Below are 14,364 nucleotides of genomic sequence, written 5' to 3' on the forward strand. Positions count from 1 at the left end.
TCTGAAGCCGGGCGGCGCCAATCGTGCGCCGCCCGGCCTTCTTGTTGCCACTATTACGCATTGCGCAGTAGTGTGCATCGCGTGGATAGCAGCCAGCTCCTCAAGGGCGTGCTGGACCTGGCCGTGCTCGCCGTGCTCAGAGAGCGTGACGGCTACGGCTACGACGTCGTGCGCAGGCTCAGGGACGCCGGGCTCGACGAGGTCGGCGACGCCTCCGTGTACGGAACGCTGCGCCGCCTGTTCAAGGCCGGCGCGCTCAACTCCTACGTGGTCGCCTCCGACGAGGGCCCGCACCGCAAGTACTACGGGCTCAACGAGGTCGGCCGCGCGATGTATGCGACGCAGACCAAGACCTGGACCACCTTCTCCGCCACCATGGCGAACCTGCTCACGGAGGGGAGCGCACGATGACCCCGGCCCAGTACGCGCAGGCCGTACGCGAGGCTCTGGCCGATCACCCCGATCGGGACGAGCTCCTCGAAGACCTTGACGACCACCTCGGGGAGATCGCGGAGGAGTCGGAGCTGCCGCTCGAAGAGCGGCTCGGGCCGCCCGCCGCCTACGCCGAGGAGCTCGTGGCCGCCTACGGGGGCCGCCCACAGAGCTCCGGCGGGCGCGAGAGGTTCGGCGCCCGCGCACTGGCCTGGCTGCGCCGCCAGGCGGCCTACCAGGAGGCCGCCGCCTTCATGCCGCAGCTCCGTCCCGGGTGGTGGGTCCTGCGCGGCTACGTGGTCGCCATGGGCGCGGTCTCGGTCATCGGCCCCGCTCGGCTCGTGCCGGGCAACCCGGTGGACCTCCTGCTGGTGATCGGGGCGGTCCTCGGCTCCATCTGGTACGGCAGGCACGCCTCGGGCCGGTTCCTGCGCGGGGTCACCATCGCGGCCAACGCCCTGGTCGCCGTCCTGATCATGGGTGGCGCCGCCACCGCGGCCTCGTGGAGCTACCGCGACCAGCTCCCCATCGACTACTCGGTGGACGTGGAGCCCGCCGCGTTCGGCGCCAGCGTCTACAACATCAAGCCCTACGCCAAGGACGGCACCCCGCTGTCGGACGTCATGCTCTACGACCAGGACGGCCAGCCGATCACCACCGACCCCGACCGGTTCGGCTTCCGCGTGGACCGCAGTTGCGGCGAGCCGGTCCTGAACCGCTTCCCGCTGCCTCTGGTCGCGGAGGAGCCGGACGTCCAGTTCGACGCGCAGGGCAACGAGGTCGTGACCCCGCCGACGGTGAAGCCGTGCGCGGCGACGGCCGCGGCCACGGAACCGCCCACGGCGACCGCCGCCCCCGAGCCTTCCGCGAAGCCGTCCAGGGAGCGGCCGAGCCCGTCGGGGTCGCCCGAGGGCAAGCCCAGCCCCTCGGAGTCGCCCACGGGCACGCCCACCCCGGCCCGCGGTCGCTGAGGCACTCGCCCGATCGGGCACCATCGGTGTCATGAGCTTCGTACCTCCCGGCACCGGCTGGCCCGGCGACCCGGCCACGGCCGAGACTCCGGTCGCCCACGATCGCGCGGACGTGCGCCGCCTCGCCGCCACCAGCGGCACCCTCACGGAGCTCGCCGCCAGGCAGTCTGTCTGCCGCGCGTGCCCCCGTCTGGTGGCCTGGCGGGAGCAAGTCGCCGAGGTGCGGCGGCGCGCGTTCGCGTCCGAGACCTACTGGGGCCGCCCGATCGCCGGGTGGGGCGCCGCCGAGCCCCGCGTGCTGCTGGTGGGGCTGGCTCCCGCGGCCCACGGGGGCAACAGGACGGGGCGCATCTTCACCGGGGACCGCAGCGGCGACTGGCTGTTCGCCTCGCTGTATCGGGTGGGGCTGGCCGTACAGGAGACCAGCACGCACGCCGGCGACGGTCAGGAGCTGATCGGCGCGCGGATGATGGCGGCGGTGCGCTGCGCCCCGCCGGAGAACAAGCCGGCCACCGAGGAGCGGGACGCCTGCTTCCCCTGGCTGGCCCGCGAGATGGCGCTGTGCGCGCCGAGCGTGCGGGTCGTGGTGGCGCTGGGGGGATTCGCCTGGCAGGCGATGTGGCCGGCGTTGCGCGAGGCGGGGTACGAGCTGCCGCGCCCCCGGTCGGCGTTCGGGCACGGCGTCGAGGTGAAGGTCTCCTACGGCGAGACGCCGGTGACGCTGCTCGGCACATATCACCCCAGCCAGCAGAACACCTTCACCGGCCGGGTCACCGCGGAAATGCTGGACGACGTCTTCGCGAGGGCCCGCGAGCTGTCGATGTGACGCGCGCCATGCCCCCAGGATTGGAGTTTTACCGAGGCGTCGGCGTAAGCTTGTGAATGCTTTCACAAGCATTCCACGAGGATGGGGCTTCAAGATGAACAAGCACATCTTGATTGTCGGCGGCGGTTACGTCGGCCTGTACACCGCGCTTCGGCTGCAGCGCAAGTTCCGCAGGGAGCTGCGCGACGGCAGTGTGCGCGTCACGATCATCGACCCCAACTCCTACATGACCTACCAGCCGTTCCTCCCCGAGGCCGCCGCGGGCAACCTCTCGCCCCGGCACATGGTCGCCCCGCTGCGCCGGGTGCTGCCCAAGGCGCGCATCCTCAACGGACTGGTCACCAAGGTCGACCACAACGAGCGCACCGTCACCTTCCAGCCTCCGGAGGGCGCGCCCCGCGAGATCGCCTACGACGTCATCGTCATGGCCGCGGGCTCGATCTCACGCACGCTCCCGATCCCCGGCCTGACCGACATCGGCATCGGCTTCAAGACCGTCGGCGAGGCGATCGCGCTGCGCAACCGCGTCCTGCACCTGCTCGACGTGGCCGAGTCGAGCGAGGACCCCGAGGTACGCCGCCGCGCGCTCACCTTCGTGGTGGTCGGCGCCGGCTTCGCCGGGGTGGAGGCCCTGGCCGAGCTGGAGGACATGGCCAAGCACTCGACCCGCTACTACCGCAACATCAAGGCCGCCGACATCCGCTGGGTGCTCGTCGAGGCCACCGCCAGGGTGCTGCCCGAGGTCGGTCCCGAGATGGGCAAGTGGACGCTGGAGCAGCTCCGCGAGCGCGGCATCGAGGTCAAGCTGGAGACCCGCCTGGAGTCGTGCGTGGACGGCCACGTGGTGCTCTCGGACGGCACCGAGTTCGACGCCGAGACGCTCGTGTGGACGGCCGGCGTCAAGCCCAGCCCCATCGTGGCCGGGGGCGGCCTGCCTATCGACGAGCGCGGGCGGATCAGGACCACCACGAAGCTCACGGTCGAGGGCGTCCGCGACGCGTTCGCCGCCGGTGACGCCGCGGGCGTGCCGGACGTGACCACGCCGGGCGAGTACTGCGCGCCCAACGCCCAGCACGCGGTCCGCCAGGCCAAGGTTCTGGCCGACAACGTCGTCCGCAGCCTGCGCGGCCAGGAACTGGTCGAATACCGGCACAAGTATGTCGGATCGGTCGCCGGACTCGGCCTTCACCAGGGTGTCGCCAATGTCTACGGGGTCAAGCTTCGCGGATTCCCTGCATGGTTCATGCACCGCACTTACCATCTGTCCCGGGTGCCCACGCTGAACCGCAAGGTACGCGTCGTCGTCGACTGGACTCTCGCGCTCTTCTTCAAGCGCGAGACGATCTCGCTGGGCGAGATGGAGCACCCGCGGGACGGGTTCAGGGCCGCGGTGGCGACCATGCGCCGCTAAGGCGTGATCAAGAAGGAGATCCTGGGTTGGGGCTCTCAGCGGTGACCGTGCTAGGCGTCGACAGGCCCGGCGTGATCGCGGCGGTGACAGGGGCGCTCGCCGAGTGCGGAGCGAACATCCAGGACTCCACGATGACCCTCCTGGGGGGTCACGTGGCGATGATGCTGCTCGTGTCGGGGGAACTCGACACGAACGAGCTCAGCCGCCACCTGTCGCAGCCGGAGCTGGTGGTGACGGTCTCGGCGGTCGAGGCCAGGCGCGACTTCGGCTGCCCCGGCACCGGCCTCGGCTACGTGCTGACGGTCCACGGCCCCGACCGGCCGGGCATCATCTCGGCCGTCAGCGCCGTGCTCGCCTCGGTCGGCGGCAACATCACCGGCATGAGCACGCGGCTCACGGGGCGCCTCTACGTGCTCATCGCCGACGTCGACCTGCCCGCCGAGGTGGACGTGGCCGGGCTCATGCGCCGCCTGGCCGCGGTGGGCTCCGGGCTCGACTCGGAGATCACCTTCCGCCCGATGGAACCGGATCTGCTGTGAAGACGGGGGATTTCCACACCACCCAACTACCGCAGGAGGCCAGAGTGCCGACCCGTGCCGCGTTTCCGCCCCGCCGGAGTGTGTGGTGACCGCCGGTGAGGGCGCGGTCAGAGAGATCCTCCGGGCGCCGCACCCCACCCTGTCGCGTACGGCGGAGCCCGTCGAACCCGCCGACCCCGCGGTGCTGAGCGCGGCGGGCGACCTTCTGGCCACGCTCCGCAAGAATCCCTCGGGCGCCGGCCTCGCCGCCCCGCAGATCGGCCTCTCCTGGCGCATCATCGCCTTCGACGCCCGCCGCCACCCGCGCAGCCGTTCGGCCGCGGGCGAGACCGTCCTGGTCAATCCGAGGCTCGCCGAGGCGTCCCGCTGGGAGGACGGACGCGAGGGCTGCGCCTCCGTCGGCGGCCTGACCGGGGACGTTCCCCGCGCGACCCGCATCGTGGTCGAGGGGATATTGCCGGGTTCGGGGGACTTCGTCACGATCGAGGCAGATGCCTTCGAAGCCCGGTGTATTCAGCACCAACTGGACCATCTGGACGGTCTGCTGTTCCTGGACAGAGTGCCCGGAGTGCTATCACTTCACCGCAGACCTCACAGTTGTGACGCCTGATACAAAGTTGTGCTCCTCGGAGGCATGGTCCCTTTCGTATGATTGCGGCGCCCCCGTAGCCCAATGGCAGAGGCAAACCCCTTAAAAGGGTTGTAGTGCGGGTTCGAATCCCGCCGGGGGCACCGCCCATTTCCAGCCTCTGACCTGCAAAGACACGCCGGGTGAATTCTCTGTGTAATTAAGAACTCCCATATACGTAAGCGCCGCGCTTCGTCAGGGTCACCGGCGTGCGCACCCGGGAGGCCCGCTCCTCGGCGTCCGCCGGGTCGACGAACCGGCCGACGAGGTAGTCGCGGACCGCCTCCCGATCCCGGAGCGTGATCAGCGGGGCGTCCCACGTCTCGACCTCCACCCGCCCGAAGACCTCCGCCACGAGGGCGGGCGCCTCCTCGGCGTCGAACGTGGTCGCCGACGGCCGCCAGACCGCCGCCAGTTCGGGCGAGTCGGCGCGGCTGCGGGTCACGGCCACGAACAGCCCGCCCGGCCGCAGCACCCGCCGCGCCTCACGGACGGCGAGGAGCGGCTCGGGAAGGTGGTAGAGCATGTTCACCGCCGTGACCGCGTCGAAGCTCCCCTCACGGAACGGCAGCGCCGTCGCCTCACCCAGGACCCGGGGCGCCGGGTGCGCGCGCAGCATGGTCATCGACCCGTCCAGGCCGACGACCTGGGGAGACTCTGCCCTCAGCCGCCCGTCGCCGCAGCCGACGTCCAGCACCCTGGCGAACGGGCGCAGGCGCTCGGCCAGCCGTACGTAGAGGCCGCGGGCGCCGGGCGCGCTGGACCCGAGCGCGTACCTACGCGGGTTGACGTCATAGTCACGCGGAACCGTCACGAGTCCCAGTGAACCCGGGAACTACACCCGTCCTCCACTCGTTAAGGAAATCTCGAAAGCACATAGATCCGAGCGGGAGTTGACCTCTGCGACGCTCGGTCCCTTAGGCTGACCGCACTGGTCGCAGCGTGGAGGCAGCGATGCAAAGCAAGAACCCCGTTTTCAGCAAGACCCGAAATACACAGGGACAGTGGGCAGGCACGTCGCCGACGCCTGAACACCTGCAGGACATGTACAACCAGCCGGCGTACGCGCCGCCGGCCAGTCGGGCGATGACCCTCGATGACGTCGTCATCCGTGGCTTCATCACGCTCGGTGTGCTGGTCGCGTCCGCGGGCGCGGCCTGGATCCTCGAGGTGCCCATCGCCGTGGCGGTGGTCTCGGCGATCATCGCGCTGGTGCTGGGCCTGGTCGCCTCGTTCAAGCAGAGCACCAACCCGGCGCTCATCCTCGGATACGCGGTCTTCGAGGGTGTGTTCCTGGGCGCGCTCAGCAGCATCTTCGAGGCGCGTTTCCCCGGCATCGTGCTCAACGCCGTGGTCGGCACCATGATGGCCTTCCTGGGCGTCCTGGCCGTCTACACGCTGCGCATCGTCCGGGTGACCCCCAAGCTGGTCAAGTTCGTCATCGCCGCGGCGATCGGCGCGCTCGGCCTGATGCTGGTCAACTTCATCGTCGGGTTCTTCGAGCCGGGCGGCCTCGGCCTGCGCACCGACAGCCCGATCGGCATCATCTTCAGCGGCGCGATGATCCTGCTCGGCTGCTTCTTCCTCCTGCTCGACTTCGACTCCATCGAGCAGGGCGTCAAGCAGGGCGCTCCGGAGAAGTTCGCCTGGCAGTGCGTCTTCGGCCTCACGCTGAGCCTCGTCTGGATCTACCTCGAGGTGCTGCGCTTCGTGAGCTACTTCAGCGGCGACGACTGATCCGCCAGCTCACAGCCGATCACCGAAGGCCCCGCCACCCGGCGGGGCCTTCTCTGTGCGCAACCACAAAGTCACAAAACGCTTCCGATTTGGGGGTTGCACTTCACGACCTCGTCATGCAGTGTCAAGCAAAGGACCCGAATCCGTGGAGGTGCCCATGTCCTTGAACCACTCACCGGAGACGCAGACAAAGCTCATCGCCAGGGTCCCGACGATAACGGGACGCGAACTCCCAGAGTGGTTCCAAGCCATCGACAACGGCCCGGCTTTCCTCAGGTGCGACGAGCGGGCCAACTGGCTTGCCGACGAGCACGGGCTGACCCACGGCTACGCCGCCGCGATCGTGTTCGAGCACGAGCGGCACCGCCGTAACCGGATGGGCTTCATCTAGAGAGCCCGAACCCCAACCTTCGCGCCCGTGCCTCCGGTACGGGCGCGCGAACGTGCGGACACGGGGCCGTGCAGGCGCGATCATGTATCCATGGACCTGGACCAGGCACGTGACTTCCTCCGCAGCCACCACCACGCCGTACTCCTGACCCGGCATCGCGATGGGCGCCCGCAGATGTCTCCGGTGACCGTGGGCGTGGACGCGGACGGCCATGCCGTCGTCAGCACCCGCGAGACCGCCGCCAAGACCCGCAACATGCGCCGCGACCCGGAGGTCGCGCTGTGCGTGTTCACCGACCGCTTCTATGGCGACTGGGTGCAGATCGAGGGGCGAGCGGAGATCATCTCCCTCCCGGAGGCCATGGACTCCCTGGTCGCCTACTACCGCGACATCTCCGGCGAACACCCCGACTGGGACGACTACCGCGCCGCCATGATCCGCGACCGCCGCGTGATAGCCCGCATCACCCTGAACCGAGCCGGCCCCGACACCCACGGCTGACCAGCCAGCCCAGGCCGAAACAGGCCGACCAGGCCGTCCGGCTGAGAGGGGCTGACCGGATTGTCCGGCACGGCGGGCTGGCCGAGCCGCCCGGGTGAGACGGGCCGCGCGGCTGAAACGGGCTGACCGGGCCGTCCGGGTGAGAGGGGCTGGCTGGCTTCGGCACCGCAGGCGGGGTGTGGCTGTGGGGTTAGGGGATTGTGGCCGCAGGGTTAGAAGGCCGTAGGTGTCGGCTCACGTGGCCGTTGCGGTGGGGACCACGTCCGACGTGAGAAGCGACCCCCACGATCGGCGCCCGCCGACGGCGGCGGGTGGCGTGGGGGTGGCTTCGCCGTAACGGAATCTGCGGGTTGTGAGAACCACAACGGATCCGAGGAGTGGAGAGCCGCAGCAGATCCGCTACGAGAGGCGCTCCAGGAGCATGGCCATGCCCTGGCCGCCGCCGACGCACATGGTTTCGAGGCCGATGGACTTGTCGTGGTGCTGGAGGCTGTTGATCAGGGTGGAGGTGATGCGGGCGCCCGTCATGCCGAACGGGTGGCCGACCGCGATCGCGCCGCCGTTGACGTTGAGGCGGTCCAGGTCGATGCCCAGGTCCTGGTACGAAGGGATCACCTGGGCCGCGAAAGCCTCGTTGATCTCGACCAGGTCCACGTCCTCGATGGCCATCCCGGCGCGCGACAGCGCCATCTTGGACGCCTCCACCGGCCCCAGTCCCATGATCTCGGGCGACAGGCCCGTGACGCCGGTGGAGACGATGCGGGCCAGCGGCGTGATGCCCAGTTCCGCGGCCTTGGTGTCGCTCATGACGATCACCGCGGCGGCGCCGTCGTTGAGGGGGCAGCAGTTGCCCGCGGTCACCGTGCCGTCGGGGCGGAAGACGGGCTTGAGGGCGGCGACCGCCTCGTAGGTGGTCCCGGCGCGCGGGCCGTCGTCCTTGCCGACCACGCTGCCGTCGGGGAGCGTGACCGGGGTGATGTCCTTCTGCCAGAAGCCGTCGGCCAGCGCCTTCTCGGCGAGGTTCTGGGAGCGGACGCCGAACTCGTCCTGCTCGCGCCGGCTGATGCCCTTGAGCTGGGCGAGGTTCTCGGCGGTCTGGCCCATGGCGATGTAGATGTCGGGGATCGTCCCGTGGTGGCGGGGGTCCTCCCAGGTCTGGCCTCCGGCGGCGAACGTCGCGGTCCTGCCGCGCGCCTCGTCGAAGATCGGGTTCTCGAGCCTTGGCCGGGGCTGCTCGGTGTCCTGGGGCCACGGCACCGAGTCGGAGTTGCCGTTGACGAAGCGCGAGACGGCCTCGACGCCCGCCGAGACGAACACGTCGCCCTCGCCCGCCTTGATCGCGTGGAAGGCCATCCGCGTCGTCTGGAGGGAGGAGGAGCAGTAACGCGTGATGGTCGTGCCGGGCACGTTGTCCAGGCCGAGCATCACCGACACGACGCGGCCCATGTTGAAGCCCTGCTCGCCGCCGGGCAGGCCACAGCCCAGCATGATGTCGTCGATCGTGGCCGGGTCGAGCTGCGGCACCTTCGCCAGCGCCGCCTTGATCATCTGCACGGTCAGGTCGTCGGGACGGATGTCCTTCAACGACCCTTTGAAGGCACGGCCGATCGGCGAGCGTGCGGTCGCGACGATGACAGCCTCAGGCATGGGAGCCCCTCCTCGGTTGGCATTCCCTAGAACTATATTTCAGTCCCGGTCGGAGGGGCTTGTAGGGTCGGGTCGTCAGAAGGCGCAGGCGCGGGTGACGACCTGCAGCGAGGCGGTGGTCTCGGAGCGCACCTTCTGTACGGCCGCCGCCGGGTCCGTGACCTCGATCTCCTGGTAGGAGCGGGCCAGCGAGCCCAGGGCGTCGTTGAGCGTGGCGTTGCCCGACTCGACGCCGAGGTTCTTCAGCCGGTCCGCCGCCGCGTCGAGGGCCTTGTCCAGCGCGGGCGGATCGCCCGTCAGGCTCGGGATCTTCGTCAGGAGCTCGTCGGCGACCTTGGCCGCCTCGTCGCACGCCTCCGTGGCGCTGAGGATGGCTCCTGCCTCCTGGATCGTGCTGCACCCGGAGCAGAGGACGACCGCAGCGAGAACGGCCGTGAGTCGTCTCATGCGTGTGACCCTACCCAACGGGCGACAGGAGCCAGCCCGGGGATTTATCCGTACATGCCGGGGGCGTCGGGGGTGCCGTCGTTGACGCCGTGCGCGGCGCCCTTCTCGTCACGCCACATGCGCCACCCGTCCTGGCTGCCGGTGAACCAGGACGGCGGGGCCGACGAGCCGGGCACGCGCTTGCCCGCCGCCAGGTCGTACTCGCAGACCGCGGCCACCGAGTAGAAGCCCGTCGCCTGCCCGCGCAGCGGCAGCGGCTTGGGGTCGGTGACGCAGAAGCTCCAGCCGGTCGCGTCCTCGACCGGCAGCGCCCTGCCCGAGGCCAGGTCGTACGTGGTGCCCTTGGTGTTGTGCTTGAGGAAGCCGAGCTTGTCCATGCGGTCGGGGAAGGCCAGCCACCAGCCCGATCCCGGCACCTGGGCGGTGGTGATCTGGCCGACGACGCGGCCGCTGGCGGAGTCGAGGCGGGCGAACCCGCCGTAGGCGCCCTGCTGGTCGACCGGGCGCACGACCGGGGCGTAGCCGGGGTTGCCGCTCGGGTAGACGCGGACGACCGAGGGCCGCATCCAGTTGACGGTGCCGTCGCTGATCCGCATCGAGAACAGCCCGAACGTGGAGACCTTCTTCGTGCGCGGGTCGGTGTAGGGGGCGACGTAGCCCGTCAGGTTGTCACCGGTGGCGCCGAAGGCCCAGCCGCCCGACATGTCGATGCCGGGGCCGAGCGCCTGCTCAAGGGGCTGCTGCCACTGGAGCTTGCCGGTCTTCAGCTCGTAGGACTCGATCATGGGGTTGGCCGCGAGCCTGAGCAGCAGGACCCGGCTGGCGTCCGACCACTCGACCTCGGCGAGGCCGGGCAGCTTCCACATGGTCTTGCCGCTGCTCGGGTCGAGCACGACGAAGCGGGCGCCGCTCAGCGCGGTGTGCTCGGACACGCAGACGTACGGCCCGCAGCGCTGGGCCCCGAACGTCGAGTGCACGGGCCGGGCCCACTTCTGCTGGCCGGTGCGCCCGTCGCGGGCGACGAGGGTGGCGTTCCACCGGGACTTCTTGGCCGGGTCGAGCGCGACCACCACCGGGCGGCCGTCGGCGGCGGGCACGATCGCGGGGGCGGAGACGCCCATGCCGGGCAGGCGGCCGGCCATCGTGGCCGGGTACTGCCAGAGCTTCTTGCCGGTCTTCTGGTCGAGTGCGACGGTCTCAAGGCTGCCGTCGGGCTTCATGGAGGTGGTCGTGACGACGCCCGCGGCGGCGGCCATGCGGCTGACCGCGTTGACGTCGGTGTTGTGCCACGTCGGGAATTCGGCGGTGGCCGCGTCGCTGCCGGAGCATCCTGCGGCGGCGAGCACGGCGAGGGCGAGGGCCGGTTTCGTGAGAGGTCGGAGCACGGGCTATCCATCTCCAGCGGGGACGGGGAGTGGCGGCTCGGCCTCGGAGGGTGACCGGGGTCAGGCGTCGTTGAGCAGCTCTCCCAGCCGCCGGCGGAACAACGTCACCCACTTTCCGTAGGGGCCGGTCGCCCGCCCGGCGACCCGGGTCGCGGTGACCTCGGTCCCGGGTTCCTCCGCGGCCGTGGCCGCCGCAAGGTAGATCGGTTGCAGTTCTTCGCCACGGACGGGTCGCGGCTCGGGCCACAACGCCAACGCAGCGCATACAGAAGGTAGCACCGCGTAAGCGGCCTGTGCGTAACCTCGGTCAGATGGATGGAAACGATCCGGTCCGAACATTTCGCCCGGATTTGTTGCGAATTCGGGACCGAGGATGTCGGCGAAGGCGACCGTCCTGCCGCCCGCCTCCACCACCGCCACCGTCTGCGCCGCGGCGAGCTGGCGGCTCCACCGCCGGGTGACCCAGCGCAACGGCTGCGCCAGCGGGCGTACGGTCCCCAGGTCCGGGCAGGTCCCCACGACCACCTCGGCCCCCGCCTCGCGCAGCCGGCGCACCGCCTTGGACAGATGCCGCACCGCCACCGCCGGCGGCGTCTGGGTGGTGACGTCGTTGGCGCCCACGAAGACGACCGCGATCTCGGGACGGACCCGCAGCGCCTGGTCCACCTGCTCGCCCAGCTCCGCGGAGGGCGCGCCGGAACGGCCGAAGACGTCGAGCCGCACCGGGCGCTCGGCCACTGCGGCCAGGCCATGGGCGAGCAACACCCCCGGCGTCTTGGCCGCGTCGGTCATGCCCAGCCCGACGGAGGTCGAGTCGCCGAGCATGACGAGCCGGACCGGCTCGCCCGAGAAGTCCCCGTACACGCCGTCGGACGGCGGCCCCTCCATCCCGTGCGGGCGGCCGATCATCCTGCGCGCGACCAGGCTCTCCGCCATGAGCAGCCCGTAGGCCGTGGCTCCCAGCGCGGTCAGCCCGCCGCCGCCGAGCGCGGCCGCGGCCGCGATCTTCCGCGCCGCCCGCGCCACCCCCGGTGTCCAGATCACGTAGCGTGCCCCCCTCGAGCCCACTGGCGGTAGCGTTTGTCTGAAACTAGCCGAGCGCCCGCCACCCCCTGGGGATCTCGGCGCCTGGCAAGCTGACCAAGCTTCGGTAAAGAAGGTGAACACCTCGGTGCGCGTTTACGATTCCCTGGTCGAGCTCATGGGGAACACCCCGCTCGTCCGGCTGCACAAGGTATCCGCGGGACTGCCTGCCCAGGTGCTCGCCAAGGTCGAGTACTTCAACCCCGGCGGCTCGGTCAAGGACCGCATCGCCGTACGCATGATCGAGGCCGCCGAGCGCTCGGGAGCGCTGCGGCCCGGCGGCACCATCGTCGAGCCGACCTCGGGCAACACCGGCGTCGGCCTGGCCATCGTGGCCCAGACGAAGGGCTACCGGTGCGTCTTCGTGGTCCCTGACAAGGTCGCCCAGGACAAGATCGCGGTGCTGCGTGCCTACGGCGCCGAGGTCGTGGTCTGCCCGACGGCCGTCTCGCCCGACCACCCCGAGTCCTACTACTCGGTCTCCGACCGGCTGGCCAGGGAGATCCCCAACGCCTGGAAGCCCGACCAGTACTCCAACCAGAACAACCCCGACTCCCACTACCACTCCACCGGGCCGGAGCTGTGGGAGCAGACCGAGGGCCGGATCACCCACTTCGTCGCGGGCGTGGGCACGGGCGGCACGATCAGCGGCACCGGCCGCTACCTCAAGGAGGTCTCCGGCGGCCGGGTGAAGATCATCGGCGCCGACCCGGAGGGCTCCGTCTACTCGGGTGGGTCGGGCCGGCCGTACCTGGTGGAAGGGGTGGGCGAGGACATCTGGCCGGCCACCTACGACACCACGATCTGTGACGAGATCATCGCGGTCTCCGACAAGGAGTCCTTCAACATGACCCGCCGCCTGGCCCGCGAGGAAGGGCTGCTGGTGGGCGGTTCGTGCGGGATGGCGGTCGTGGCGGCGCTGCGCGTGGCGGCCAAGGCCGGTCCCGAGGACGTGGTGGCGGTGCTGCTGCCCGACGGCGGGCGCGGCTACCTGTCGAAGATCTTCAACGACGACTGGATGGCCGACTACGGCTTCCTGACCACCTCCTCCGACGAGGGGCTGGTGGCCGACGTGCTGGCCCGCAAGGGCGCCGGGCTGCCGGAGTTCGTGCACGTGCACCCGCACGAGTCCGTCGGCGAGGCGATCGCGATCATGCGCGAGTACTCGGTGTCACAGCTCCCGGTCATGAAGGAGGAGCCGCCGGTCATGGCGGCCGAGGTGGTCGGCTCGATCGTGGAGCGCGACCTGCTGGAGGCGCTCTACCGGGGCCGCCTCAAGGCCGAGGACCCGATCGCCGAGCACATGTCGCAGCCCCTGCCCACGATCGGCGGCGGCGAGCCCGTGGCGCGGGCGGTCGAGGCGCTGGAGAAGGCCGACGCCGCGGTGGTCCTGGAGGACGGCAAGCCCGCCGGGCTCCTCACCCGGCAGGACCTGCTCGCCTTCCTGGCCAACTCCGCCCACTAGGGCTTCTTGATCGATTCGATCACGGCGCCGAGGCCCTCGGCGCCGTGCCCTTCCCTGTCCGTGCGCGCGAACAGCTCCTTCAGCGCCGCCGGGACGGAGGTCTCCAGCCCGGCGTCGCGGAAGGCGTGCAGGGCGTGCTCCATGCCGACGGCCTGCATGTGGAGGCTGTTCTCCGCGCCCGGGTAGACGCCGGCGTCGATCTCCTCGCTGAGGATCTTCAGGTAGCCCATCGGGCCGTCGCCCGCCATCGAACCGATCAGTCCCTGGAAGAACGGCAGGAACTCGGCCGCCTTCGCACCCGCGCTGCCCAGGAGCGCGGCGGAGTGCATGAACGCGGTCAGCGTGGACCAGAACACGTAGAGCTGCGACTGGTAGTACATCATCGCCAGGCTCTCGTCGGCGCCCACGTGGACCACCTCGCCCAGCGCCGCGAGCGTCGCCCTGTGCCGGTCGAGCACCTCGCGCGGCCCGCTGTAGAAGGCGAACGAGCCGGGCTCGCCGATGCCGGGCGGCGGCACCATGATGCCCGCCGTGATCAGCACGCCGCCGCGCGCAGCCACCCACGCCGCGGCCGCGCGCAGCCTTTCCGGGGTGTCGGAGCTGAGGTTGACCAGCACCTTGCCGTCGAGGTCCACGCCGTCGAGGCTGTCGTACATCGCCTGGTAGTCGATCTGGCTGATCACCATGAGGTCGCCGGTCGGCCGCTCGGCCCGCCTGGCGCCGAGCGCCACCAGGGGGTCGGCCTTGGCGGCCGTCCTGTTCCACACGGTCACGTCGAAACCGGCCTTGAGAAAGGTACGCGCCATCGTGGCGCCCATCGGCCCGAGGCCGACCACTGTCACCTGAGTCGTCATGGCTCCACCCTGCGAGGACCCGCCACGGAATCTCCACGGACCGGCTA

Annotated in this window: 16 protein-coding genes and 1 tRNA gene; 11 read left to right on the plus strand and 6 right to left on the minus strand. The window is 70.3% G+C overall.

Annotated features, from left to right (window positions below):
* Positions 1-81: 81 nt before the first annotated feature.
* The 7 genes from ACIBEJ_RS31145 (at position 82) to ACIBEJ_RS31175 (ending at position 4,911) form a co-directional block, all read left to right on the plus strand.
* A complete protein-coding gene (locus tag ACIBEJ_RS31145) occupies positions 82-411 on the plus strand; it encodes a PadR family transcriptional regulator (RefSeq protein ID WP_397186430.1) in 330 nt (109 codons plus the stop codon).
* Positions 408-1,403, plus strand: coding sequence for a hypothetical protein (locus ACIBEJ_RS31150; protein WP_397186431.1), 996 nt, complete (start codon positions 408-410; stop codon positions 1,401-1,403). The genes ACIBEJ_RS31145 and ACIBEJ_RS31150 overlap by 4 nt, the downstream gene beginning before the upstream one ends.
* A 31-nt stretch (positions 1,404-1,434) precedes the next feature.
* A complete protein-coding gene (locus tag ACIBEJ_RS31155) occupies positions 1,435-2,229 on the plus strand; it encodes a uracil-DNA glycosylase (RefSeq protein ID WP_397186432.1) in 795 nt (264 codons plus the stop codon).
* A 94-nt stretch (positions 2,230-2,323) separates the two neighbouring features.
* Complete coding sequence (locus ACIBEJ_RS31160; protein WP_397186433.1) at positions 2,324-3,640, plus strand: NAD(P)/FAD-dependent oxidoreductase; 1,317 nt, start codon at positions 2,324-2,326, stop codon at positions 3,638-3,640.
* 26 nt (positions 3,641-3,666) lie between these two features.
* Entirely contained in the window at positions 3,667-4,179 is a 513-nt protein-coding gene (locus ACIBEJ_RS31165; RefSeq protein WP_397186434.1) for a glycine cleavage system protein R, read from the plus strand.
* Positions 4,180-4,264: 85 nt separating this feature from the next.
* Positions 4,265-4,789, plus strand: a complete 525-nt coding sequence (locus tag ACIBEJ_RS31170) for a peptide deformylase (RefSeq protein ID WP_397186435.1) — start codon at positions 4,265-4,267, stop codon at positions 4,787-4,789.
* Between the two features lie 49 nt (positions 4,790-4,838).
* A tRNA-Leu gene (locus ACIBEJ_RS31175) sits at positions 4,839-4,911 on the plus strand.
* Between the two features lie 56 nt (positions 4,912-4,967).
* Here ACIBEJ_RS31175 and ACIBEJ_RS31180 read toward each other — a convergent pair.
* The gene (locus ACIBEJ_RS31180; protein WP_397186436.1) at positions 4,968-5,621 is read right to left on the minus strand and encodes a class I SAM-dependent methyltransferase; all 654 of its coding nucleotides are present in this window, start codon (positions 5,619-5,621) and stop codon (positions 4,968-4,970) included.
* A gap of 140 nt (positions 5,622-5,761) precedes the next feature.
* On the opposite strand from ACIBEJ_RS31180, the gene ACIBEJ_RS31185 reads away from it, so the two are divergent.
* The 3 genes from ACIBEJ_RS31185 to ACIBEJ_RS31195 all read left to right on the plus strand — a co-directional run bounded on the left by ACIBEJ_RS31185 (position 5,762) and on the right by ACIBEJ_RS31195 (position 7,436).
* Complete coding sequence (locus tag ACIBEJ_RS31185; protein WP_397186437.1) at positions 5,762-6,544, plus strand: Bax inhibitor-1/YccA family protein; 783 nt, start codon at positions 5,762-5,764, stop codon at positions 6,542-6,544.
* A 157-nt stretch (positions 6,545-6,701) separates the two neighbouring features.
* Positions 6,702-6,935 carry a DUF4287 domain-containing protein gene (locus ACIBEJ_RS31190; RefSeq protein ID WP_157249374.1) on the plus strand — a complete coding sequence of 78 codons (234 nt, stop codon included), beginning with the start codon at positions 6,702-6,704 and terminating at the stop codon, positions 6,933-6,935.
* A 90-nt stretch (positions 6,936-7,025) separates the two neighbouring features.
* Entirely contained in the window at positions 7,026-7,436 is a 411-nt protein-coding gene (locus ACIBEJ_RS31195) for a PPOX class F420-dependent oxidoreductase (protein ID WP_397186438.1), read from the plus strand.
* 399 nt (positions 7,437-7,835) lie between these two features.
* Here the strand turns inward: ACIBEJ_RS31195 and ACIBEJ_RS31200 are convergent, their stop codons facing one another.
* The 4 genes from ACIBEJ_RS31200 to ACIBEJ_RS31215 form a co-directional block, all read right to left on the minus strand.
* Positions 7,836-9,083: an acetyl-CoA C-acetyltransferase gene (locus tag ACIBEJ_RS31200; RefSeq protein WP_397186439.1), complete on the minus strand. Its 1,248-nt coding sequence runs from the start codon at positions 9,081-9,083 to the stop codon at positions 7,836-7,838.
* 75 nt (positions 9,084-9,158) lie between these two features.
* Positions 9,159-9,530: a hypothetical protein gene (locus ACIBEJ_RS31205; RefSeq protein WP_397186440.1), complete on the minus strand. Its 372-nt coding sequence runs from the start codon at positions 9,528-9,530 to the stop codon at positions 9,159-9,161.
* 44 nt (positions 9,531-9,574) lie between these two features.
* A complete protein-coding gene (locus ACIBEJ_RS31210; RefSeq protein ID WP_397186441.1) occupies positions 9,575-10,915 on the minus strand; it encodes a PQQ-binding-like beta-propeller repeat protein in 1,341 nt (446 codons plus the stop codon).
* Between the two features lie 60 nt (positions 10,916-10,975).
* Positions 10,976-11,959: an SGNH/GDSL hydrolase family protein gene (locus ACIBEJ_RS31215; protein WP_397186442.1), complete on the minus strand. Its 984-nt coding sequence runs from the start codon at positions 11,957-11,959 to the stop codon at positions 10,976-10,978.
* 127 nt (positions 11,960-12,086) lie between these two features.
* Here ACIBEJ_RS31215 and ACIBEJ_RS31220 point away from each other — a divergent pair, with 127 nt between their 5' ends.
* Complete coding sequence (locus ACIBEJ_RS31220; RefSeq protein WP_397186443.1) at positions 12,087-13,463, plus strand: cystathionine beta-synthase; 1,377 nt, start codon at positions 12,087-12,089, stop codon at positions 13,461-13,463.
* Here ACIBEJ_RS31220 and ACIBEJ_RS31225 read toward each other — a convergent pair.
* Positions 13,460-14,317: an NAD(P)-dependent oxidoreductase gene (locus tag ACIBEJ_RS31225; protein ID WP_397186444.1), complete on the minus strand. Its 858-nt coding sequence runs from the start codon at positions 14,315-14,317 to the stop codon at positions 13,460-13,462. The two genes, ACIBEJ_RS31220 and ACIBEJ_RS31225, sit on opposite strands and share 4 nt — an antisense overlap.
* Positions 14,318-14,364: the final 47 nt, after the last annotated feature.

Origin of the sequence: Nonomuraea sp. NPDC050790 (genome assembly GCF_044456745.1) — a bacterium.
GTDB lineage: Bacteria > Actinomycetota > Actinomycetes > Streptosporangiales > Streptosporangiaceae > Nonomuraea.